We start from the raw sequence: 23939 nt of genomic DNA, 5'->3' as shown, positions 1-23939 counted from the left end.
CTAGCAAAAAGCATCTAAAACCGGGGCATTCCTAGCCGGACGCCCCGCACTTTAGCAATGCTAAACTACACTCGCTGTAAAGTTACAAACTTTGTAATATCGTGATAGCCAAGCCCGTAGTTAAGCGGGCACGGCAAAAGCAGTCACGGTCGAGGAACTCACTCCCTACCGTGACTGTCCAGCACCCAGTTATTGAAAGGAGTTCACCCGTGTTTTCGCGCATCCTTCTACTCATTTTACTCACCTGCTCACCACTGATAGCTTGGGCAGACGCAGAACAAGCAACACAAGCCCTTAATCTGACTAAGCATTGGGTCGGCTATCTGGCTATCGGCATTTTTGCGGTAGCCTATTTGCTGGCGATGACCGAAGAAGTCACCGAATTAAACAAATCCAAACCCATGGTGTTAGCGGCGAGCTTGATCTGGGCTTTTATCGCCGGCATTTACATGAACAATGGCATGAGCGAGCAGGCCGGACACGCGTTCCGCGCCTGCCTGGAAGGCTATGCGGAATTGTTTTTGTTCATCATGGTGTCGATGGCCTATCTCAATGCGATGGAAGATCGCGGCGTCTTTGATAATTTGCGGGTTTGGTTGCTCAGTAAAGGTTTCAGCTACCGTAAGCTGTTCTGGATTACCGGCATCATGTCGTTCTTTATGTCCTCGGTTTGCAACAACTTGACCACGGCCTTGCTAATGGGGGCAGTAATCGCGGCAATGGGCAAGGAAAACCGCAAGTTCGTTACACTCGCTTGCATCAACGTGGTAGTCGCGACCAATGCCGGCGGTTCGTTCAGTCCGTTCGGCGACATCACCACGCTGCTGGTATGGCAAAGCGGGGTAGTACCCTTTAAAGACTTCTACTCGCTATTCATTCCTGCCGTGGTCAATTTCGCACTGCCGGCGATAATCATGCATTTCTGGATACCCAAACAACAACCGGCGGCTGTGGGTAAAGCCCCAAAAATGAAACGCGGCGCAATGACTATGATCGTGCTGTTCTTGCTGACCATTATTACCGCGGTCTGCTTCGAAAACATGCTGAAACTGCCGCCGGCGGCAGGCATGCTGGCGGGTCTGACCTATCTAAAATTCCTGGGCTTTTATCTGCAAAAAACCGCCGATAAAGACAACGGCAAAATCAGCGATTTCGCCCACGTGTATAAATTATTTAACGTTGCGGTTCCCGACGCGAGACCAAGCCAAAAATTCGACGTATTTAAAAGCGTTGCGACGCTGGAATGGGACACCCTGCTGTTTTTTTACGGCGTCATGATCAGCGTCGGCGGCTTGAGTTTCATCGGTTATTTGACCATGGCCTCGGATGTATTGTACGTGGGCATGGACCCGACCATTGCCAACATTGTAGTCGGCGTCCTGTCGGCGTTCATCGATAACGGTACCATCATGTTTGCGGTACTGACCATGCATCCCGACATCTCGCAAGGCCAATGGTTGTTAGTGACATTAACCGCCGGCGTGGGCGGCAGCTTACTGGCAATCGGCTCCGCGGCAGGCGTGGGCTTGATGGGCCAAATGAAAGGCCTTTACTCCTTTAGCGCACATTTGAAATGGATGCCGGTCATTTTGATCGGCTTTTTCGGTAGCATTGCTACCCATTTTCTGATTAACGGCAGCTATTTTTGACGCGACAAGCTTTATTGGGCAGTCTTTTTTCATGGCCTGCCCAATAGGTCAATTGCAAAATCCAGTATTTTTTTTGCTTTTTTTGCGACGATCACTTTCGCATTTGCAAGCGCCCAAAGCGGATTTAAGCAAAGCAACCATCCACAAAAGCCTACTAAAAAACCACTTCATTTCAATATCTTAGCCAGCCAATAGCCACCCGCAACCTGCGTTAGCCTGACATAAGCATCCAACAATGACCGCTGACACACTATTGTCACAAGCATTTAACACGCAAAATCTAGCTAGTTTTTGTGGATACCCGCCGATTGCGATGTATAATGGAGTTGATTTAGCTCGGTATCGTTGTCGCTTTTCAAGTCTGCAATCGGATCAACAAACATTGTTTTCCACTACCTGCTTTATTCACCAACCCTAGTTACAAACCAGCGAATAGCACTTTATTAGCAAGAGAGATTTATGTCAGTTCAAGTAGAAGGCAAAGTAAAATGGTTCAATGATGAAAAAGGCTTCGGCTTCATTGAGCAAGAAGGCGGCAAAGATGTATTCGTACATTTCAGCGCCATCAACGGCAACGGCCGCAAAACCTTGAAAGAAGGCCAAAAAGTCACTATGGAAGTGACCAACGGCCAAAAAGGCCCACAAGCGGAAAACGTAACACCGCTGTAAATTGAACTGAAAAAGCCGCCTAACCAGCGGCTTTTTCGTTAGATCAGTTTAGCCCACAAGTCGTACTCGTCGGCTTCCTCGATTTCAACCTCGACGAAATCGCCGACTTGTAAATGGCTTGCGCCGTCGATAAATACCTGACCGTCAATTTCAGGTGCGTCACTGCGGCTGCGCGCGACTGCACCCTCTTCGACCACTTCATCGACCAATACTGTCTCGACTCTGCCGACCCGGCGCTGCAAGCGCTCGGCACTGATTGCCGACTGATGCTCCATAAATCTCGCCAAGCGCTCTTGCTTGACTTCTTCCGGTACGGCATCCGGCAAATCGTTGGCTACCGCGCCCTTCACCGGCGAATAGGCAAAACAACCTACCCTATCCATTTGCGCTTCGCTCAGGAATTGCAGCAACTCTGCAAAGTCTTGCTCGGTTTCACCGGGAAAGCCAACAATAAACGTACTGCGTATCGTCAAGTCCGGGCAAATCTTCCGCCAGGCGCGGATGCGCTCCAGATTATTTTCCGCTGCCGCCGGACGTTTCATCAGCTTTAAAATTCGGCTGTTGGCGTGCTGAAACGGAATATCCAGATACGGCAGGATCTTTCCTTCCGCCATCAACGGTACGACGTGATCGACATGCGGATACGGATAGACATAATGCATCCGTGCCCAGATACCCAACCCACCCAATGCTTCGGCCAAATCGTAAAACCGGGTCTGTACTTCCCGGCCGCGCCAGCGCCGGCTTTCGTATTTCAAATCCAAACCGTAAGCGCTGGTATCTTGCGAGACGATCAGCAATTCCTTAACACCCGCATCGGCTAGCCGCTCTGCTTCCAACATCACATCATCAATGGGCCTGCTGACTAAATCCCCACGCATCGACGGGATGATGCAAAACGTACATCTGTGATTGCAGCCTTCGGAGATTTTCAGATAAGCATAATGCTTGGGTGTTAGCTTGATACCTTGCGGCGGCACTATGTCGGTAAATGGATTATGCGCTGGCGGCAAGTATTCGTGCACCGCAGACACCACTTCGTCAGTCGCGTGGGCGCCGGTGATTTTTAAAACCTGCGGATGACGCGCCAAAATCTCATCCTGGCGCGCACCTAGACAACCGGTGACAATCACCTTACCGTTTTCCGCCAACGCTTCACCGATGCTATCTAGTGACTCTTCAACCGCCGCATCGATAAAGCCGCAGGTATTGACGATGACCAAATCCGAATCCTTGTAGTTCGGCGAGACTTGATAGCCTTCGCTGCGCAGCCTGGTCAGAATCTGCTCGCTATCGACCAGCGCTTTCGGGCAACCTAAACTGATAAATCCAACACGGGGGTTACTCATGAAACTCTCTTGAAAACATTTTTATAAACAGGTGGGTGGCTTGGGCAAGCCGGCGATTTTACAGGCGTATTTCAACGGCCCTTGTGGAAACAGCTTTTGCAGATAACGGCTATTGCCCTTGTCTTCACCAAATTGCTTGCGGATAGCCGCCACAAACATTCGGGCATTGGGCAAGTGCTGGAATTGTTGATAGTAATCGCGAATGTACAGCAGGATCTCCCAGTGCGCATCGCTAATTTCGATAGATTCAAGCCGGGCCAACTCATCCGCGACCTGTCGATTCCATTGCCCGGCATCGCGCAGAAAACCATCGTCACTGGTTGGCAACGCAACGCCATCAACCATCAACACCACGAATGAATCACCGGATTCTTCACGGTCAGCTCGACCAAGCCCGCGTAATCGACCGATTCCACACCGGCCAATACGCGCTGCTGATCAATACCGTGAACAAGCAACATCTCTTGCAATGCATAAACCCGACACGACTGACTCAACAATTGCCGCAACAAGGCATTACCACTATGTCCGGCCAGCGCGGCACACACCGCGCCATCCATCAAGACAACATCATCACCGTTACCAATGCGCTCGATAACCGCCGCTTGCAACGGCAATTGCGACAACAAATGCAGCATTATTCCACATGCGTCAGCTTCAAACCGACGATGCCGACGATGATTAACAGAATCGACGCCAAGCGGAACCAGTCCGCCGATTCCTTAAACAGAAAAATCCCGATTATCGCGACGCCGACCGCACCCATGCCGGTCCACACCGCATACGCCGTACCCAAAGGCAGGGTTCTGATGGCCAGCATTAACAGGTAAAAACTGCCCGCCCCAGACACGCCGGTCACTACGCTCGGCCATAGCTTGGAAAACCCGTCGTTGTATTTAAGACTTATCGCAAACACGATTTCCGAGCAACCCGCGGCGAACAATAGCAACCAACCCATCAAAACTCCTTTCCTATGCACTATAATCTGCGGTATTTTACAGCAGTGCTCTCACCTATCCGCAAAATTTAGCAATTTAATGGAAAAAGAATCCGACTATCTCGTTAGAAGCGCCAAACTGATTTTTAGTCACTTAAGCGATCTGATAAAAAAGAAGTGCATCATCTCCGCGCACTTTGGCGAACATAACCAATCGTTTTTGACCACCATTATCGATCTCGATCAAAAAGCCAACCTGATCACGCTGGATGTTGCTCCGACGGAATTGCTGAATAAACAGCTACTCGGCTCCGCAAAAGTGCTGTTCCGTACCGAATACGAAGGCATTAAAGTATCGTTCCGCGGCAAAGCGATCAAAAAATCGCAAAGCGACGGCCATCCAGTGTTTGCGATGCCTATTCCGGACGCAATTTTCTGGATGCAACGCCGCCAGTATTATCGCGTTAAAGTGCCGCTATCGCATAAAAACAGCACCTGCGAACTCAACTTGACACTAGAAAATGAAGCCGGCGAAATGGATACGCAAACCAAAGTGTTCGGCATGGCCGACATCAGCCTTTCCGGATTTTCGTTTTTGAATGCCGACACTAAGATTGCCGACTTTTTAGTGCCCGATACTGTCATAGACGAATGCGCCTTGTATTTACACGATGGCAGCCGGGCTCACGTCGGCTTTGTAATTAAAAGCGTGACCAATGTGCGAGCCAATGCCACCACCTATCAACATCGCATAGGCTGTAAATTCACTCACATGCCACAAGTGTTCGAAAATAACATTCAGCGTTATATGCAGGAAATTGAATTACAGCAAAAAAACTTGAGTATTTAAGACCAAATCCGCTGAGCATAGGCTTTAGGCGGCAAGCTGTAGTCAAAATACCGTCCCAGGCGTGACTCCTGCGCCGCCAACCCGCAAAGCAGTTACGTTTGGCCGATGCTCAGACATAGCGGTTATAATCAAACACTTCAAAAATTCGATTTCAACCTCATGTCCTTACCGCCAATTCCCGCCACAGCATTGCCGCAGCAACCCACCATGGCATTCTGGAGCGGCCTGAGCGGCTGCGGCGACTCGTTGACGTTGGCCCAAGCCATTACCCAGGAAAAACGCCTGCTGGTCATCGTCACGCCGGACACCCAAACCGCGTTGCGACTGGAACACGAGCTGGCATTTTTCTTAGCCAACAGCCTGCCGATTCTGCATTTTCCAGATTGGGAAACCCTGCCCTACGACGTATTCTCGCCCTTGCCGGAGATCATTTCCGAACGCTTGCGCACTTTGGCGTTGCTGCCCGACACCAAACGCGGCGCGTTGATTTTATCGGTAGCCACGCTGATGCACCGGCTGGCGCCGCGCGAGCATATTCTGGCCCACAGTTTTGCCATCGAAGTCGGCGGCACTTTAAGCCTGGAAGTCACCCGCGCCAAACTCGAAGCAGTGGGCTACCAATGCGTGTCGCAAGTGTATCAACACGGCGAATTTGCGGTGCGTGGCTCGATTTTGGATTTGTTTCCGATGGGCTCCAAACAGCCTTATCGCATCGAACTGTTCGACGACGACGTGGAATCGATTCGCAGCTTCGACCCCGATACGCAAATGTCGCAAGACAAAATGCAAAAAATCGAGCTATTCCCCGCCCGCGAATTTCCGTTTACCGACGAAGCCATCAAACGCTTCCGGCAGGCCTTCCGCGAGCAATTCCCGGACGCGTCGCCCAAGAACAATTTGTATATCGACGTTTCCAAGCAAATCGCCCCGGCCGGCATCGAATACTACTTGCCGCTGTTCGTCGAACGCACCGAATCGTTGTTTGCCTATTTGCCAAAAACTGCCTTATTTGTGCTGCCGGCCCACTTTGCCGAAAACGCCCAGCGCTTTTACAGCGAAGCCGACGAACGCTATCAGCAACGCAAATACGACACTGATCGACCCTTATTGCCGCCGACCCGCCTGTTTCTGTCGGCCGAGGAAATCCAGCAACACACTGACAGCTTCAGCCGCGTGGTGCTGGACAATCAGGCGGAAGCCGCCCACACGTTTGACTGCAAACTGCTGCCGGATGTGGCGATAGACAGTCGTTTAAAAGAACCCGCGCAACGGCTGCGCCAGTTCATCGAAGGTTTTGACGGCAAGATCCTGTTCGTCGCCGAAACCGCCGGCCACCGCGAAGGCCTGATCGACAAACTGAAAATCGCCAAACTCGCCGCCAAACAAGTACAGAGCTGGCCGGAGTTTTTACAAACCGATCATTCGCCCTGCATCGTCGTCGCGCCGATGGATCATGGGCTTTGGCTGGCCGATACTAAAGTCGCCATCATCACCGAAAGCCAGCTCAGCGGTGAAAAAGTCCAACAGCGCCGCCGCAGGGCCAAATCGGCTGCGCGGGCACTGGAAAACATCTTCAACAATCTGGACGAGCTGAGCATCGGTTCGCCGGTGGTGCATCAGGAACATGGCGTTGGCCGCTACCTGGGCTTGCAGATCCTCAACGTCGGCGGCATCGACGCCGAGTTTTTAATGTTGGAATACGCCAACCACGACAAAATTTACGTGCCGGTATCGTCCTTGCACATGATCGGTCGTTACAGCGGCGTCAGCGCCGAAAACGCGCCGCTGCATCGTTTGGGCACCGACCAATGGAGCAAAGCCAAGAAAAAGGCCATGGAACGCGCCCGCGACGTGGCCGCCGAATTGCTGGACATCCACGCCAAACGCGCTGCCCGCGAGGGCTTTGCGTTTAACGTCGACAACAGCGATTACGACGCCTTCGCCGCCGCATTTCCGTTCGAGGAAACCCCGGATCAGCTCAGCGCCATCGAAGCTATATTGCAGGACATGGCCGCCACCCAGCCCATGGATCGTGTGGTCTGCGGCGATGTCGGTTTCGGCAAAACCGAAGTCGCGATGCGCGCGGCCTTTGTCGCAGTGCAAAGCGGCAAACAAGTCGCGGTACTGGTGCCCACCACCCTGCTGGCTCAGCAGCATTATCAAAACTTTAGAGACCGTTTCGCCGACTGGCCGGTGCGCATCGAAGTGACCTCGCGCTTCGTGACCCCCAAACAGCAAAAAGCCATCGCCGATGATTTGGCAGACGGCAAAGTGGATATCGTGATTGGGACGCACAAATTATTGTCCAAGGAGATGAAATACAAAGCCTTGGGCTTGGTGGTCATCGACGAAGAACACCGTTTTGGCGTCACCCAAAAAGAGCATTTCAAAAAGCTACGCCACGAGCTGGACTTATTGACATTGACCGCGACACCGATTCCTCGCACCTTGAACATGGCTATGGCCGGCCTACGCGATATTTCCATCATCGCCACCCCGCCGCCGAACCGCCACGCCATCAAAACCTTCGTCACCGAATGGATAGACTCGCAAGTACAGGAGGCCTGCCAGCGGGAAATCAAACGTGGCGGCCAGGTATTTTTCCTGCACAACGACGTGAAGAGCATGGAAAAAATGATGCGCGAACTAAGCGAATTAGTGCCGGAAGCGCGCATCCAGATCGCCCACGGCCAGATGGCCGAGCGCGAGCTGGAGCAAATCATGCTGGATTTTTATCACCAGCGTTTCAATCTGCTGATTGCCAGCACCATCATCGAAAGCGGCATCGACATTCCCAGCGCCAATACCATCGTCATCAATCGCGCCGACAAGCTGGGTCTGGCCCAGTTGCATCAATTACGCGGCCGGGTCGGTCGGTCGCATCACCGCGCCTATGCTTATTGCATCGTGCCGCCGAAAACCTTGATGACCAAGGACGCCGTCAAACGCCTGGAAGCCTTCGAAACTTCCGGCGAACTGGGTGCCGGCTTCATGCTGTCCTCGCACGACATGGAAATCCGCGGTGCCGGCGAATTGCTAGGCGACGAACAAAGCGGGCAGATTCAGGAAATCGGCTTTACCCTGTATACCGAGTTGCTGGAACGCGCGGTCAAAGCCTTGAAATCCGGTAAACAACCGGAACTGGACGCACCGCTGGATACCGGTCCCGAAGTGGACTTGCAAATCGCCGCGTTGATCCCGGAAGACTATCTACCGGACATCCACGCCCGCCTGGTGCTCTACAAACGTATCGCCAGCGCCGAAACCGAAGACGATTTGCGTAAATTAAAAATCGAAATGATCGACCGCTTCGGTCTATTGCCGGATCAGGTTAAGGCGCTGTTCGCGATCACCGAACTGAAACAACAAGCCGCGCATCTGGGCATCAAGAAAATCGAAGCCCACGCCACCGGTGGCCGCATCGTCTTCACCGCCACACCGCAAATCGACACCGGCGAGTTGATCCTGATGATCCAGAGCCAGTCGCAGGTTTATAAATTCGACGGCGCGGATAAATTACGCTTTACCCAGACTTTTAAGGATATGGAGGATAAGGTGGCGTTTTTGGAGAAGTTGTTAGCGAGGCTGGGGGCGAAAGGTAGCTCCGATTAGCGATAGCGTAATCGGAGGTTATGTTGATTAGCCACTTGCGTATGATTACGCAGTCGCTAATCTTACGCGGGCTACGAAAGCTTTACCTTAGATTCAGAAATGCAAATAACGAATAAACAATCAGGTTATATGGATGGGCCAGAATTCGTAAGTCGAACCCTATTTAATCATGCAAAGAAGTTTTATGATTCATACAAAATTCTCGAAAATCATGAAGAAACTAATTTACCTTCGTTAGTTTGCTTGGCTCTTTCAATAGAGATTTTCTTGAAGTCGCTCAGAACAAGAGTAATTTACACGAGAGTTGAAACCTTCACAGAGGATAGTGTGAAAGAAGAATACCGGGATAAATCAATATTAAATGGAGGGCACAATTTATCAATACTTTTCGGCGGTTTAAATGAAAAAATGAAAAGCGAAATTAGCACTCTCTATAAAGAACAATTCGATCGTTCTATTGATAAAGACCTTTCAAATATAAGCCATGGCTTTGTCGATTGGCGATACATGTATGAAGGGAAAACAAATATCATTCATTTAGGGACGGCTCAAGCTGTGGGGGCATTTTTATTTTCATACGTCAATGAAAAGCTTGATGAAGAAAAATCTGCAAAACAGCCATAGGCAAACTTACCAGAGAGTCAACTTAACTCAAGACTGTAAAGCGGAACTAGTTTACCGGGACAGTATTTTCCTGACTGAGCAGCAAAAAATACAAACTGCCGGACAGGAAATGACCGTTAACGATACCTCGCCGATCAAACGACTTTCGCGACACACCGCCAACTCACCCCGAAACACTCCCATCCGGCAACACAAATTTAATATCCAAACTGCGCAAGTAAGTCTGCAAGCCGGCATCCTGTAGCGGAACCAAATGCGCTTCTTGATCCGACTCGTTGAAATGCGCATGCCAGTAGCCGGGCGGGGTGATGAAGGCTGAATAGGGTTGCCAATCGACGCGGGCGGGATTGGCGATTTGGCCGCTTGCCGCAATCTGCGGCCCAACCAGGGTGTAACAACCCGGCTTGCAATCCAGAATCAAATCCAAGGCCACGGATTGGTGCCGATGCGGCAATTGCACCGCGCCCTTGGGCAACACGCCCAGCATCGCCCACCGCGTGTGAGTCACGGTCAAGGTTTGATCCATGGCTTTGTTGGCCAGCAAGACGCTGATACGGTTGCGATTCACCACCTCTGCCGCTTTTTGCACCGCCGCCAATTCGCGCAGCGAATCTTCCGCGGTATACAGCGTCGGTTTAAAGCATGGTCTGTCGGCTTTGACGCCCAGGTAAGTCAACAGCGGCTGGTCGTGCACCAGATAAAAAGCCGCATCGCTGTCGGCAAAATGCCGGGTGTCCTTGCCTATGGGTAGCACCACAAAATCGCCGGTTTGCCAGGGGATAGTCAGTTCATCGAATTCGGTACGGCCACTGCCGTACATCACGTAAAACAACTGCGAGGTGGCATTGAAATTGGTCGCCAGCGACTCGTTGGCCAGAATTCTGACAAAATTCGCACACAATGCCGGGCTGGTCGCCGGACCGGGACAATTTAAGTGCTCGCTGACGTCGAGTGGGATAATCCGGGTGCCACCGGTTTGATGCAACTCGCTGCCGAAATTGGCGAACGGTAGCTTGGAGATTGCGCCGGAACCGATAGGATCGGCCGCTTGGGTATATTCGAAATAGCGGCAATTTTCCTGCAACTGCTCTAGCGGGTTTTGCGAATCGGCTATGGTCATGACGGCACCTTTGAAAAGTTATGTTAGCCATACAAATTGTGTGATGGCTAAAATTTTACACGCAGTATTTTTTTAAAGGGTGATTTGTTGAGACGGATAGTCGGCCCAACAACATCGGCGCTTTCTTGATCCTCACGCCGGATGAAATACTTGGCTCAAGGGTTCCACATTTAACCGGCAAACGTTAGAATCGTCCTAATATCCAAGACAAATCGGCTATGGCTCTGGCAGAGAAATTAAAATTAAGCGCGGACGACTACCTGCAAGGCGAGGCGTCCGCTCAGATCAAACACGAATATCTCGACGGCGACGTCTGGGCCATGATCGGCGCCAGCGATGCGCATGTTTCAATTGCCGGCAATTTATTCTTTCTGCTTAAACAACATCTGAAAGACTCACCCTGCCGCGCCTATATTTCCGACATGAAAGTCAATGTCGCCAAAGCCAATGCGTTTTTTTACCCCGACGTGCTGGTGACCTGCGAACCTAAAGACCGCGACAACCGCCTGTTCAAACAACATCCGCTATTCATCGCTGAAGTGTTGTCGCCATCGACCGAAGGTTTTGATCGTGGCGCAAAGTTTGCCGCCTACCGCCAACTCGACAGCCTGCAAAATTATTGGCTGATCGACAGCCAAAGCCAAGCTATCGATTGCTTTGAACGCACCGAGCAAGGCTGGTTGCTACACAGTTTTTCCGCAGCGGCCGATCGTCTGCCGCTAGGGACTTTGGACATCAATCTGGATTTAAGCGCGATCTACGAGGACGTGCTGCTGGACGTCGCCGATCAGGTATTATGATGTTCCGCGTTACGACCGCGCAATAATTCGCCCTGACTTGCTTAGCGCTTTCGCCCTAACCCTTTTTCTTTTAACTGCCCAAGTAGCACCCATTGAGTACCACCATGAAATTAGCAAAATCTTCCCGTTTTCCTGCCTGCCCCGGCCCTGTCGTCACCATCGTGCTGGATGGTGTGGGCATATCACCGCGCGAAGACGGCGATGCGGTGAAAGCCGCGCGCACACCCAACCTGGACCGTTACATGGCCAGCTATCCGATGACCAAACTGCTGGCGCACGGCACCGCCGTCGGCATGCCCAGCGACGAAGACATGGGCAATAGCGAAGTCGGCCACAATGCCTTCGGCGCCGGCCGGGTGTTTGCCCAAGGCGCCAAATTGGTCGCCGAATCCATCAGCAGCAGCCATCTCTGGCAAGGTCACGCCTGGCATGAGGTGATCGCCACCTCCAACCAAGGCGGCACTTTACATTTCCTGGGCTTGTTCTCTGACGGTAACGTGCATTCGCATATCGATCATCTGAAAGCGATGATCGAACAAGCCAAGCAAGAAGGCGTCGCTAAAGTCCGGATTCATATTTTGCTGGATGGCCGCGACGTTGGCGAAACGTCCGCATTGGATTATGTCGATCCGTTCCAAGTCTATCTCGACGGCTTGCGCAGCGCGGAATTCGACGTAGCCATCGCTTCCGGCGGTGGCCGCATGCAAATCACCATGGACCGCTACGAAGCGGACTGGAGCATGGTCAAGCGCGGCTGGGACATCCACGTGCTGGGCTTGGGCCGGCAATTTGCCAGCGCCCATGAAGCGATTGAAACCTTCCGTAGCGAAGCCAATGTGATCGATCAGGATTTGCCCGGTTTCGTAATTGCCAAAGACGGCAAACCGCTGGGTACGATCGTCGATGGCGATGCCGTGGTATTTTTTAACTTCCGCGGCGACCGCGCGATAGAAATTTCCCGCGCCTTCACTGAAGAACAATTCAGTCCGTTCGAGCGCGGCCCGTTGCCGAAAGTGACTTACGCCGGCATGATGCAATACGACGGTGATACCAAATTGCCGCCGCGTTTTTTGGTCGAGCCACCGACCATCGATCGCACTCTCGGTGAATATTTGGCAAAAAACGGCATCAGCCAATACGCCATCAGCGAAACCCAAAAATTCGGTCATGTGACCTACTTCTGGAACGGCAACCGCTCTGGTAAGTTCGACGAGGCGTCCGAAACCTATGTGGAAATCCCCAGCGATGTGGTGCCGTTTGAACAACGGCCGTGGATGAAATGTGCTGAAATCACCGATGCGCTGATCGAGGCGGTGCGCAGCGGCCAATATAAATACCTGCGGGTCAACTATGCCAACGGCGACATGGTCGGCCACACCGGCAATTTCGAAGCGGCAGTTACCGCGATGCAGGGTTTGGATTTGCAATTGGCGCGTTTGATTCCGGTTATTCTGGAAATGAACGGCACAGCGATCATCACCGCTGACCACGGCAACGCCGACGAAATGTACGAGCTGGATAAAAAAGGCAATGTCACCCGCAATGCTGAAGGCCGGGCCAAAGCCAAAACCTCGCACACCTTGAATCCGGTGCCGTTTGTGTTGGTCTCCGGGGAAAACCCAGGTTACACATTGCGCCAGGATTTACCGAAAGCCGGTTTATCGAACGTAGCGGCCACCGTATTAAATCTGCTGGGTTTTGATGCGCCGGAAGATTACGATCCTAGCTTGATCGAAGCCGACTAAGCTTAAACAGCTCCTGGCTCACTAAACCGCCTACCGGCTTGGCCGCTGGCGGTTTTTATTGCGGGTTGCAAACAAGTTTTACCCTGCTGACGACACAATTTGGACACCCCAATGGCTTACCCCGAACGCATCATTTGTCTAACTGACGAAACCACCGAAACCTTGTATTTGTTGGGCGAGCAAGCGCGTATCGTCGGCATCTCCGGCTACACGGTCAGGCCGGTGCGGGCTCGTAAAGAAAAGCCAAAGGTCTCGGCGTTTACCAGCGCCAAAATCGATAAAATCCTGGCGCTAAAGCCGGATTTGGTGCTGGGCTTTTCCAATTTGCAAGCCGACATCGCCGCGGACCTGATCCGGGCCGGCGTGGAGGTGCATGTATTCAACCAACGCTCGGTGGACGGTATTTTGCAAATGATCGGCTTGCTGGGGGCGATGGTCGGGGTTCCGGAAAAAGCTGCCTCGCTGGTGGCGCAATACCGGCAACAACTGGAAACCGTTCGCCAAAACAGTCTTAAGTTTGCCAAGCGCCCTAAAGTGTATTTTGAAGAGTGGGACGAGCCGATGATTTCCGGCATCCGCTGGGTGTCAGAGTTGATCAGCATCGCCGGTGGCGACGACTGCTTTGCCGAGCTATCCACCGAACATTCCGCCAAAGAGCGCATCATTGCCGATCCGCAAGAAGTGGTGCGCCGCGCGCCGGATATTATCATCGGCTCCTGGTGCGGCAAAAAATTCCGCCCAGATCATTTGGCGGCCCGTCCGGGCTGGGATAGCATCCCCGCCTTGCAACAGCAGCGGGTTTACGAGATTAAATCCTGCGATATTTTACAGCCAGGCCCGGCCGCTCTCAGCGACGGTTTGTCCCAGTTGTGCCGTATCATCGATGACTGGCGGCGAGATTTTGCCTAGCCTGACAGGTACGCAAACCCGTTCAATAGGCAAAAAATAGCTGTTAATTAATCACGCCGGATCAGATGGAATAGTTCATATAAAAATCCGCGCCTAAATCTTAATCTCCTCTTCGAAAGGGATTATTCATGCCACCCCACATCCCAGGGAGCTTGATCCATTACATCATCGAAGAGGTATCACATGAAAACGCTAAAATTATTTGTCGTAACCGCCGTTTTGTTCGGCGCCAGCGCCATTGCCCACGCCCAGCCAACGGGTGGCGGCACAACACCCAAACCGGTATGCAAAACTTTTGACATTCCCACGATTATTTGTCCCGCCGGCTGGACTATAGCCGACGACCTGAGCAACGGCACCAGTAAATGTACAACCGGCTTTATCAAAAGAACATTCTGCAAAAATGTCGCTGCGCGTAGCGGTTTTACCGGTAACGTAGAAGTCATCAACGCCGGTTCCAAATTGTTTGAGTTTGTGCAGCCGGTCGATGAATCAGGCGAACCTATAGCCATAGAAGCCGAATAAACTGATCTTGCCGGCCAAAACAATCATCAAACCTGTATTGGGCTAAGGTAATTCGCCCAATACAGCGCCATAAACACAGAAGGCAACTTCAAATAAGTAGTGAATTCGCTCTAATTTTTCTGCTGAGTTGGCCCGTGGTTATATAAACCGCTGGGGATCCACCCCACACTTCGCGGGCACTTCAAACGAGGCGATGCGGTCATTACAACCGGGTTTGGACAGATCAAAATCCGCGGGAGGTGTGTAACGGCGAGTCCGGCTATTGAATACCACCCTCACCCTAGGGTGCAGCAAATTTTCATGATGTTGTTCGACCACGACGGCCAGATAGCCGCTCTCCAACCGCACCAGGGTGCCCACCGGGTAAATGCCTATGCTGCGAATAAATTGATGCACCAGTGTCAAATTGAAATGGTGATCACTCCATTCCAACAATTTTCTTAACACTTCCGTGGGTTCGATGCCGGCGTGATAGATACGCGTGGAAGTCAGCGCATCGTAGACATCCACCACCGATGCCATCTGCCCGTAAAGACTGATTTCATCGCCCTTCAAACCCAATGGATAACCGCTGCCGTCAAAACACTCGTGATGCTCTGCCGCAACGTTGAGCGTGACCGGTGAAATATTCGGCGTTTTTTCCAAAAACTGACAGCCGTAGCGCACATGATTTTTCATGATCTCGAATTCGCTTTCCGTCAGTTTCCCAGGCTTGTTGAGAATGTTAGTCGGTACCTGCATTTTGCCGATGTCGTGCAACAAACCGCCCAGCCCAACCTGTTCAATCAGTTTGCGATCGATATCCAAGGCTCTGCAAAAACTGATCAGCAAGGTGCCGACCGCCACGGAATGCTGAAAAGTATATTTATCGGCCTGCTTGATTCTGAGCAGACTGACAATGGCATCGGGGTTACGGAAAATCGAATCGATGATGCCGGAGACCACGGGCTCAACCTGCTCCAACTCAACCTGCTTTCCCAGCCGGCAATCCTGCAGGACGTTATGTACGATGCGATTGGCTTCGCGGCAGACTTGCTTGGCTTTAACCCGTTCCTTTTCGACACTAAGCAGCGGTGGTGGCACACGCTTGAGCGTTCGCCCCAAGTGCTGCATATGTGCGTCAAGCTGCCGGTTTATGTCATGAACGGTTGGCGCCTCCGGCATGTCCGGCCCGAGTGCGGTGTCGATGTAGACCTGGCGAATGCCGTAGGCGGCGATTCTTTCGATGTCTTGCGCGGATTCGATGAAAAAACTGTTACGCAAGAACGGGTGGTCTATCCAGGGACAGTTGATGTCGTGGATAAACATTTTGGGCTTCAGGTTGGCTACATCGATTTTTTTGATCATCGTTCATTTTGCTTGCCGGATTGCGACTGACTTGCGGTACGTTAACCCACTTATCGGGTTGGTGGTAAGTGTATCAGCAGCGGTCAAGGTCATTGCCGCAACTGCTAAAACCATACCTAATCTTGCGAGTCGGTAAAGTTATCACATGGGCCCGAGCATTATCCAAATCGTACCGAAACATTCAAAAAACACACAAAAATTGGCAATCGCCAGCCACTGAGCTACCCTAGACGATCCCGTTAACTGCAAATTTAGGGAATACACAGAACCATGCTGCGTTACGACCGCTCTCGATATATAGCTTTAGGGCTGCCTGCTTTGTTGAATGCTTTGGCGCTACCCTTGTATGCGCTTCAGATCACGACCAGCGGGTCGTCCGACGAGTATGCCGTGCCGTTTTATTTGGTCATTGCCCTTGCCTGCGGCCTGTTTGGGGTATCGGCGATGATCAAACGCAGCCGCGACATTGGTTCTTCGGCCTGGGGAATATTACTGGGGTTTTTATTCGCACCGCCGCTGATGCTATTGGTCGCTTTGGTATTAATATTCGCCCCTAGCAATCCGTCCGCAGACCAACTCGAAGCCCCGGCCTTGCGCCCTACCTTCGATATCTGGTTTACCGGCTTTCTGTTGCTGGTGAGCCCCTGGATGCCGGTGTTATTGGTAAGGGCTTTGTAAGCGCTTATGCAAGCCGACAGTTTGGCAATTTTTCAAAGTTATTAACCAGGCCTTTAAGCTCCCTTGAGCCGTGATTCCCGCGAAGGCAAGAACCTATCAACCCGACCCTAAATTATCGTCGCTCCTGCGCAGGCGGGAGCCCAATAATAATCCTGGCTTCCCGCATGACCGGGACCTATGGGGTTAATAACAGTATTCGTAAGTTGCCGGCGGAACACCGGATGGCGTCCGCCAGCGGTTGAACTCATTTGGTATTTCTGGGATAGCTATAAATAGCTTGGCCATAGGCTTTGTCGATATAAATTATATCTTTTTCAGCCACCACAACCGGCGCAAGCGGATTGGGATAACTATGCATGCCCCGGTTATACGCCGGATTATCGTAAACCACTTCAGCAACCCAATTATCAAAAAAACTGCCGGAAGTGATGCGATCACCATGCGCTTGGGCACTTGTCGAGGCAAGAACGGCAGTAAGGACAACAGCAACTTGGATGGTGTTTAAGGTTTTCATGAAAAGTCTCCTGGTAATAATTGTTATGAACCCAGTCCCATTTGTTACGGACATTCCGTTTCGACTGAACGGTATTGACGGACCGGGTTAATAAATCGCCGGAAATCTGATTGAGAACTCAACCGATCCAGCTTGGGGACTATTCTGAACAAACCTTTATAACAAATAAAATTGATTGTTTTTATAGCTTCAATAGATTTTACATATAGAAAATTCCTTTCCGCCCTGTCGAATGTGACGACGTTTCAAGCATGGCAAGCAGCCGTGATTACCGCCCCTAGTCACCGCACCAAAACCTGTCGATTACTTTACATTTCCCCCGCAAAACAACTAATTTGTGGGAAACGAACAAGATCACCGCGTTAAGACCGGCGACTATATCGCCGTCTTGAAATCAATTTCCAGATAATAATCAGTTAGTTGTCGGGATAATCTGCTCCAGAAATCCGGCGCCAAGGCTGGTGGCATTAAAATTGATAGGGTTTAACGGTAATTTGGAAATATCCGGCGTGCGCTGACTTTTAGGTCATAGCCAACCGTTTATTCAGACAGTGCTTTAGAATTTAAATACCTATGACTACCTATGCCATCGGCAGCGTAAACGGCGATTACCGGACACTGATGCAACTGCTGACAACCATCGGCTTCGATCCGTTGGCAGACCGGCTGTGGTTTGCCGGCAATCTCGTCAATCAGGGGCCGGACTCTTTGCAAGTGCTGCGTTACGTTAAAAGCCTGGGCAAGGCGGCGGTCGTGGTATTGGGCAAACAAGAACTCCATCTCCTCAGCGTTGCGCTCGGCTACGCCCAATTGGGTCCGGACGATACGTTGGCTGAAATTCTTAACGCACCGGACCGGGACGAGTTATTGAAATGGCTGCGGCTGCGCAGCCTGATTCATCACGATTCCAAACTTAATTTCACCTTGGTAAATGCCGGTCTTCCTGCCGAATGGACTTTCAGCCAAGCCTTGACCTTTGCGTATGAAGTGGAATCGGTTTTATCAGGAAGCAATTACGCGGCGTTTCTGGAAAACCGCAAGCAAGACCAATCGCGCTGGCATGCCAAACTGCGCGGCTGGAAACGGCTGAATTTTATTGCCAATGCTTACACGCAAATGGCGTATTGCAACGAGCAAGGCAAGCTGGATTTCAAAGCAACAGGCCCAATCGATTCTCAACCGGCCGGCTTAATGCCCTGGTATCGAGTACCCAACCGGCTAACATCGCAATTGAACGTGGTTTTTGCCGATGACGCGCACTTTGCCGACAGTGTTTACGCCGGCTTCCACCCTTTGGCCGCGCTGTCGGCGCTACAATTATCGACGCCCACCGCAACAATCGCGGTAACACCTTAAGATCTTCAGGCCGTAGCGCTGACAAGCAGGCTTAAGCTTACTTTTTAAAGCCCAGGGCCGTATCGGCCCCTTTTACGTTGTCCACCTTTGCGTCATCAAACTTGGCACTCCTAAAATCCGCCCCGGCAATAGTCGCACCGTCTAAATTGGCGCCGGACAAGTCCGTCCAGATAAACTGACCGCCGCTTAAGTCTGCGTTGCGGAGCGAGGCGTTGACCATCAGCGCATAATTAAAATTAGCGCCACTCAAATCCGCATCATTCAGTAACGCATTGTTCATTTCCAATTTATCGAGTCGTTGTCGTGGACTTGCGGAATTGGGACCTAAATTGGCCTGTTTTAATTTAGCGCCGGTTAAGTTGACATTGTTCAGCGATCCCGTCACGCGGCTGCGACTCAGGTCGGCGCCGGACAAGTCGGCATAGTCCATCGTTACACCGTATAGGCTCGCGGCAGATAAATCGGCATTCTGCAAATTCGCATTCCCCATGCGCGCAAGATTGAGATTAGCCCCGATTAATCTGGCCGCCTTGAGATTGACACCGTCCAGATTGGCGGAAAACAAGTCGGCTTTATTAAAATCTATCCCGGATAAATCCAAGCCCGACAGGTCTTTTTTAGCTAGCTTGGGCCGCTGCGCGCCAGCTTCGGCAATAAGCGCGATAACGTCTTCTCGAGTGAGCTCCGCGGAGGAGCAAGGCAATAGCCAAAAACACAGACTGAACGTTATCAATGCTCGGCAATTACCGGAATCGTATGGCATAACTACTCCCCAAAGTGAGCTAGGCTTTATCAAAACAACAGCGATTTGTGAATTTTAGCGAATCACAATCCAACAGATTAGACTTTTTCCGGTTAACGGCTTACTACCAAGTTGGATATATGTTTCTCGATAACCCCACAACAAACTTTAAGCCATGAACAAGCTCAGTCACAAGTTATTGATTTTTGCCCTGATAATAGCGCTGCCAAGTTTAGGCTGTTTCAGCTATTACACTTTTGAAGCGACCAACGCCGGCGCTATCGCTAAGCTATCGGAATTGGCGGTCCTGTTGGCCTATCCGACCTTATTGCTATCCTTGACAACTTTTATTGTACTGCGGACATCCAAATCACCCCATCGCATTCGATCATGGCTGGTAGGAAGCTGCCTGATTGTTTCCGCGGCGATTCTACTGATCGCCCGACTTTAGACCGCCTTAACGGGTTGCCCCGAATTAAGCAGCAGATTAAATTCACTAGAGGCTTACACCAAAACACATAAAGCTACTATAGTTGCCGACACACTCGCCCCCCCGCACAACACCGCTAGGATCTTGGCTATGAATTTTCTAATTTCACCTGCAATCGCTTTGATGGATAGACTTCGCTATCCGGCGAAATTCGCTTTATTGTTCACTGTCGTGCTAATCCCTATGCTGTTCATGGCCGGCACCTTGATCAAGCAGTTTAGGACGGAAACCAACTCTTTGGAACAAGAACGCTACGGTTTGCGCTACATCGCAGCCCTGAGGACGCCAATAGAACATATACAGCAGCATCGGGGCATGACCAACGCGTTTCGAAACGGCGCTACACAATTCAAGGAACGGATCTTTAACAAACGCGAAGAGATAGATGGTGATTTTGCCGAACTTGAAAGAGTGGACCGCGAGTTGAAGGGCACATTGCACACCGACGGCATGCTCGCCAAGCTCAACCAACAATGGAACGACATCAAAATACACGCCATGGATCAAGAGTTAAGTGCGACGATAGCAGCACATAATTTGTTGGTGGCCGATGGTTTAAAGCTGCTAAACCATATTTCGAACACCTCCGGAATCATTCTCGACCCGCAGCTCGATAGTTTTCATATGGGTTTCGCGCTGACAGCCGACTTACCCGAATTGATAGAAGTAATGGGGCAAGCGCGGGCGCTGGCATCCGGAATTGCAGCCAAAGGCAGCTACACTCCGCAACTATTGACCAAATTATTGATCTTGATCGCCAACATAGAAACGCATGCCAGCAAAGTGGATGAAGGCCTTGAGGTGGCATTTGCAGAAAACCCAGAGGTTGGCCGAAGTGTGCGCGGAACCAACGAAAGCTATCAAAAAGCTTTGCAATCCATGCTCTCTCTATTACGGCAGCAATTGATCGAAAGCGAAACCATTTCCGTTGATAGCAACACCGTATTCGACATCTCCACTCAAGCGATTACCCAGTCATACCAGCTCTATAACGAGCTGATAGATAAGCTTGACGTTATTTTCCAAAGCCGTAGCGCCTCAGCCGACCGCTTTCTACAACTGACGTTGGCCGGCTTGCTGGGGGTTTTACTCGTGGTAATTTTGCTGTTGCTGGGCTTAACTCAGTCGATCAGCCGCAACATTATGGCAATAAATACCGCGACTAAACTCGTTGCCCAAAACGACCTAAGCGCCAGAGTACACATTGATTCGAACGATGAAATGCGGGAAATTGCGGAAAACTTCAATGCCATGATAGACACCAGCTCGGCTTTACTCAAAGAAATCATTCATACCAGCGCCGAATTGCATACTTCGGCGCAAAAGGTCTATACCGTTGCCGGCCAGAGCGCCATTCATCTTGATCGGCAACGCGAAGAGACCACTTCGGTCGCTACCGCAGTGAATGAAATGAGTGCCACCATCCAGAATGTGGCCAGTACCACTAATACCGCGGCCCAGGCCGCCAGCAATGCTAACGAACAGGCGAAAAACGGCAAACACGTCGTAGCGAGCGCCACCTTATCGATCAGCCAATTGGCTAGAGACGTTGAAGCCGCTGCCAATGTGATTCAGAGTTTGGAAAAAAGCAGCGAGTCAATAGGCTCTTTAGTTGACGTGATTAAAAGTATCGCCGAACAAACTAACTTATTGGCATTGAACGCCGCGATTGAAGCCGCCCGTGCCGGCGAACACGGCCGCGGTTTTGCGGTGGTGGCGGATGAAGTCCGCAACCTGGCAAGCCGTACTCAGGAATCGACGGCGGTGATCGAAAACATGATAGTCACATTACAGACTGGATCGCGCGAAGCCGTCACCGTCATGCAACAAAGCCGTTCGCAAGCGCATGAAGGGGTGGAAAAGTCTCGGGAAGCAATGCAATCCCTGGAAGCGATTAGCCAATCGGTGGAAACCATCGATGCGATGAACTTGCAAATTGCCAGCTCGGCCGAAGAACAAACGGCGGTGACGGAGGAAATCAATCGAAATATCGTCCACATCACCAGTCTCTCGGAACAGACAAGTAACGGAGCGAATCAAACTACCGCCGAAGCGCGCCAGCTAAATCAGCTAGCGGAAAACTTACAGAAACTAACCAAACAATTCAAACTATAGATCTAGCCAAGAGAATCCGCCACCTTGTTAGGTTTGTATCGCTCTAACAGGGTAGCGGAACCCAATCTATTTACCCAGCACTTCGCCTCTAACACTTTCCACCAGTGCGGCAGCTTCCGAGATCAGATCTTCCGGCACATTCAGTTCGTGTAAGGTAGCGCCCAAATGCTCCATAACGGCGTCGTAATGCGAGTCATTCAAGCCCATGGTGACCAAGCGGGCATGACCGTCCCGTAAGGACCGCCCCGTATAGTTGTTTGGGCCACCGAAGGCTACCGTCATAAAGGCTTTCAGATGCTCAACCTGCTTAGGCATATCGGTTTTTGCGAAGAAGCGGTTGATCCGGTAGTCATCCAGCACTTTGCCGTAGAACACATCGACAGCGGCGTTGACTGCCGCATCGCCACCAATGCGCTCATACAACGATGGTCCTTGTACTTGGTTTGCTTCACTCATTTTTTTACCCCTCCTCTTATAATTATTGAATTGTCGAGGCGGCGACTAATTTGGCAAGCTATTGATTTTGCCAGTTTTAACGGCCTCGGCAGCGATGATAACTCATGATAGTTTCGCATCCAAACTATTTACTCGCCGCCAAAGACCCGATGATTTGTAAGTTATTGAATCTTCTCAAGACCGCCCAAATAAGGCCGCAAAGCTTCCGGCACCGTGATCGAACCGTCTTCGTTTTGATAATTTTCCATCACGGCGATTAAGGTCCGTCCAGCCGCCAAGCCCGAGCCGTTTAAGGTATGCACCAACTCCGGCTTGCCGGTTTCCGGATTACGCCAGCGGGCTTGTAAGCGCCGCGCCTGGAAATCCTTAAAGTTACTGCAAGACGAAATTTCTCGGTATTTTTGCTGACCGGGCAACCACACTTCCAGATCATAGGTTTTTGACGACGAAAAGCCGGTGTCGCCGGCGCACAGCAATACTTTGCGGTACGGCAAGTTCAGCTTTTGCAAAATGGTTTCGGCGTGTGCGGTCAACTCTTCATGGGCTTGGGCAGAGGTTTCCGGGGTGACGATTTGCACCAACTCGACTTTTTCGAATTGATGTTGACGAATCATGCCGCGTACATCGCTGCCATAAGCGCCGGCTTCACTGCGGAAACAGGGCGAATGGCAAACAAATTTTAACGGCATCTGCTTGGCTTCGACGATCACATCGCGGACGATGTTGGTGACCGGCACTTCGGCCGTCGGGATCAGATAAAAAGTCGGGTCGTTTTTGACCGTGAACAGATCGGCTTCGAACTTGGGTAATTGGCCGGTACCGCGCAAACTGTCGGCATTGGCCAGAAACGGTACATAGGTTTCCTGATAGCCGTGCTCGTTGATATGCGTGTTCAACATTAACTGAATAATCGCGCGTTGCAAGGTTGCCAGTTTGCCAGCCAGTACCACGAAACGGGCGCTGGCGATTTTCGCGCCCAGCTCGAAATTCATCCCCAGCGGTTCGCCCAAGTCGACATGGTCTTTCGGAGCAAATGAAAACTGGCGCGGTTCACCCCAACGACTGATTTCAACGTTGTCGGCGTCGCTTTTACCCGCCGGCACGGCTTCGTCGAGAATATTGGGAATGCCTTCCAGCAGGATATTCAACTGGTTTTGAATGTCATTCAACTCAGATTCCGCACCTTTCAGCTGATCGCCCAAATCCGCCACTTGATCCAGCAGAGGTTGAATGTCCTCACCCTTAGCCTTGGCCTGACCGATGGCTTTGGAACGGGTGTTGCGTTCGTTCTGCAATTCCTGGGTTTTGACCTGCACGTCTTTGCGCCGATCTTCAAGACTTTGATAGGCGGCGGCATCGAATTGAAAGCCGCGTCTTTGCAATTGTTGTAAAACCAGTTCCAGGTCGCTTCTAAATAAACGGGGGTCTAGCATGGTTGTGAATATCCTGATT

General features: G+C 51.3%; 22 protein-coding genes. 12 read left to right on the top strand and 10 right to left on the bottom strand.

Annotated features, from left to right (window positions below):
- The first annotated feature begins 362 nt into the window (after nt 1-362).
- Together nhaD and NP589_RS02890 are read left to right on the top strand one after the other, a co-directional pair.
- Nucleotides 363-1649, top strand: a complete 1287-nt coding sequence (nhaD, locus tag NP589_RS02895; protein WP_371929639.1) for a sodium:proton antiporter NhaD — start codon at nt 363-365, stop codon at nt 1647-1649.
- A 459-nt stretch (nt 1650-2108) separates the two neighbouring features.
- Nucleotides 2109-2318, top strand: a complete 210-nt coding sequence (locus NP589_RS02890; protein ID WP_020483452.1) for a cold-shock protein — start codon at nt 2109-2111, stop codon at nt 2316-2318.
- Nucleotides 2319-2356: 38 nt separating this feature from the next.
- On the opposite strand, the gene rimO is transcribed toward NP589_RS02890, so the two are convergent.
- From rimO to NP589_RS02870, 4 genes are read right to left on the bottom strand one after another with little or no spacing between them, the layout of a single operon-like run.
- On the bottom strand, nt 2357-3667 hold the full coding sequence (gene rimO, locus NP589_RS02885; protein WP_256605604.1) for a 30S ribosomal protein S12 methylthiotransferase RimO: 1311 nt from the start codon (nt 3665-3667) through the stop codon (nt 2357-2359).
- A gap of 21 nt (nt 3668-3688) precedes the next feature.
- A complete protein-coding gene (locus NP589_RS02880; RefSeq protein WP_256605603.1) occupies nt 3689-4021 on the bottom strand; it encodes a TusE/DsrC/DsvC family sulfur relay protein in 333 nt (110 codons plus the stop codon).
- The gene (gene tusB, locus NP589_RS02875) at nt 4012-4305 is read right to left on the bottom strand and encodes a sulfurtransferase complex subunit TusB (RefSeq protein ID WP_256605602.1); all 294 of its coding nucleotides are present in this window, start codon (nt 4303-4305) and stop codon (nt 4012-4014) included. Before tusB ends, NP589_RS02880 begins: the two co-directional genes overlap by 10 nt.
- Complete coding sequence (locus NP589_RS02870) at nt 4305-4625, bottom strand: DMT family transporter (RefSeq protein WP_064007064.1); 321 nt, start codon at nt 4623-4625, stop codon at nt 4305-4307. The genes tusB and NP589_RS02870 overlap by 1 nt, the downstream gene beginning before the upstream one ends.
- Before the next feature lie 79 nt (nt 4626-4704).
- Between NP589_RS02870 and NP589_RS02865 the strand changes: the two genes are divergently transcribed.
- From NP589_RS02865 to NP589_RS02855, 3 genes are all read left to right on the top strand, one after another.
- Nucleotides 4705-5454: a flagellar brake protein gene (locus NP589_RS02865; protein ID WP_256605601.1), complete on the top strand. Its 750-nt coding sequence runs from the start codon at nt 4705-4707 to the stop codon at nt 5452-5454.
- A 159-nt stretch (nt 5455-5613) separates the two neighbouring features.
- Nucleotides 5614-9066: a transcription-repair coupling factor gene (gene mfd / locus NP589_RS02860; protein WP_256605600.1), complete on the top strand. Its 3453-nt coding sequence runs from the start codon at nt 5614-5616 to the stop codon at nt 9064-9066.
- Nucleotides 9067-9165: 99 nt separating this feature from the next.
- Nucleotides 9166-9690, top strand: coding sequence for a hypothetical protein (locus tag NP589_RS02855; protein ID WP_256605599.1), 525 nt, complete (start codon nt 9166-9168; stop codon nt 9688-9690).
- Nucleotides 9691-9853: 163 nt separating this feature from the next.
- On the opposite strand, the gene NP589_RS02850 is transcribed toward NP589_RS02855, so the two are convergent.
- A complete protein-coding gene (locus NP589_RS02850) occupies nt 9854-10810 on the bottom strand; it encodes a cupin domain-containing protein (RefSeq protein ID WP_256605598.1) in 957 nt (318 codons plus the stop codon).
- A 218-nt stretch (nt 10811-11028) separates the two neighbouring features.
- On the opposite strand from NP589_RS02850, the gene NP589_RS02845 reads away from it, so the two are divergent.
- The 4 genes from NP589_RS02845 (at nt 11029) to NP589_RS02830 (ending at nt 14789) form a co-directional block, all read left to right on the top strand.
- On the top strand, nt 11029-11610 hold the full coding sequence (locus NP589_RS02845; RefSeq protein ID WP_256605597.1) for a Uma2 family endonuclease: 582 nt from the start codon (nt 11029-11031) through the stop codon (nt 11608-11610).
- Nucleotides 11611-11714: 104 nt separating this feature from the next.
- The gene (gene gpmI, locus NP589_RS02840) at nt 11715-13355 is read left to right on the top strand and encodes a 2,3-bisphosphoglycerate-independent phosphoglycerate mutase (protein WP_256605596.1); all 1641 of its coding nucleotides are present in this window, start codon (nt 11715-11717) and stop codon (nt 13353-13355) included.
- Between the two features lie 111 nt (nt 13356-13466).
- The gene (locus NP589_RS02835; protein WP_256605595.1) at nt 13467-14264 is read left to right on the top strand and encodes a cobalamin-binding protein; all 798 of its coding nucleotides are present in this window, start codon (nt 13467-13469) and stop codon (nt 14262-14264) included.
- Nucleotides 14265-14447: 183 nt separating this feature from the next.
- A complete protein-coding gene (locus NP589_RS02830) occupies nt 14448-14789 on the top strand; it encodes a hypothetical protein (RefSeq protein WP_256605594.1) in 342 nt (113 codons plus the stop codon).
- A 138-nt stretch (nt 14790-14927) separates the two neighbouring features.
- Here the strand turns inward: NP589_RS02830 and NP589_RS02825 are convergent, their stop codons facing one another.
- Nucleotides 14928-16136 (bottom strand): cyclic di-GMP phosphodiesterase, encoded by a 1209-nt coding sequence (locus NP589_RS02825; protein WP_256605593.1) that lies wholly within the window; start codon nt 16134-16136, stop codon nt 14928-14930.
- A 270-nt stretch (nt 16137-16406) separates the two neighbouring features.
- Here NP589_RS02825 and NP589_RS02820 point away from each other — a divergent pair, with 270 nt between their 5' ends.
- Nucleotides 16407-16814, top strand: a complete 408-nt coding sequence (locus NP589_RS02820) for a DUF805 domain-containing protein (protein WP_064010905.1) — start codon at nt 16407-16409, stop codon at nt 16812-16814.
- 244 nt (nt 16815-17058) lie between these two features.
- On the opposite strand, the gene NP589_RS02815 is transcribed toward NP589_RS02820, so the two are convergent.
- Nucleotides 17059-17328 (bottom strand): hypothetical protein, encoded by a 270-nt coding sequence (locus tag NP589_RS02815; protein WP_256605592.1) that lies wholly within the window; start codon nt 17326-17328, stop codon nt 17059-17061.
- 573 nt (nt 17329-17901) lie between these two features.
- Here NP589_RS02815 and NP589_RS02810 point away from each other — a divergent pair.
- Complete coding sequence (locus tag NP589_RS02810; protein WP_256605591.1) at nt 17902-18684, top strand: symmetrical bis(5'-nucleosyl)-tetraphosphatase; 783 nt, start codon at nt 17902-17904, stop codon at nt 18682-18684.
- A gap of 37 nt (nt 18685-18721) precedes the next feature.
- On the opposite strand, the gene NP589_RS02805 is transcribed toward NP589_RS02810, so the two are convergent.
- On the bottom strand, nt 18722-19447 hold the full coding sequence (locus tag NP589_RS02805) for a pentapeptide repeat-containing protein (RefSeq protein ID WP_256605590.1): 726 nt from the start codon (nt 19445-19447) through the stop codon (nt 18722-18724).
- Between the two features lie 559 nt (nt 19448-20006).
- Between NP589_RS02805 and NP589_RS02800 the strand changes: the two genes are divergently transcribed.
- On the top strand, nt 20007-22031 hold the full coding sequence (locus NP589_RS02800) for a methyl-accepting chemotaxis protein (protein WP_256605589.1): 2025 nt from the start codon (nt 20007-20009) through the stop codon (nt 22029-22031).
- 66 nt (nt 22032-22097) lie between these two features.
- On the opposite strand, the gene NP589_RS02795 is transcribed toward NP589_RS02800, so the two are convergent.
- Both NP589_RS02795 and serS read right to left on the bottom strand, forming a co-directional pair.
- Nucleotides 22098-22487, bottom strand: coding sequence for a group I truncated hemoglobin (locus NP589_RS02795; protein ID WP_256605588.1), 390 nt, complete (start codon nt 22485-22487; stop codon nt 22098-22100).
- Nucleotides 22488-22648: 161 nt separating this feature from the next.
- Nucleotides 22649-23920, bottom strand: coding sequence for a serine--tRNA ligase (serS, locus tag NP589_RS02790; protein ID WP_256605587.1), 1272 nt, complete (start codon nt 23918-23920; stop codon nt 22649-22651).
- Nucleotides 23921-23939: the final 19 nt, after the last annotated feature.

The organism is Methylomonas rosea (genome assembly GCF_024505055.1).
In the GTDB taxonomy this organism is placed as follows: domain Bacteria; phylum Pseudomonadota; class Gammaproteobacteria; order Methylococcales; family Methylomonadaceae; genus Methylomonas; species Methylomonas rosea.
This window is presented reverse-complemented; position numbering and strand designations above follow the sequence as displayed.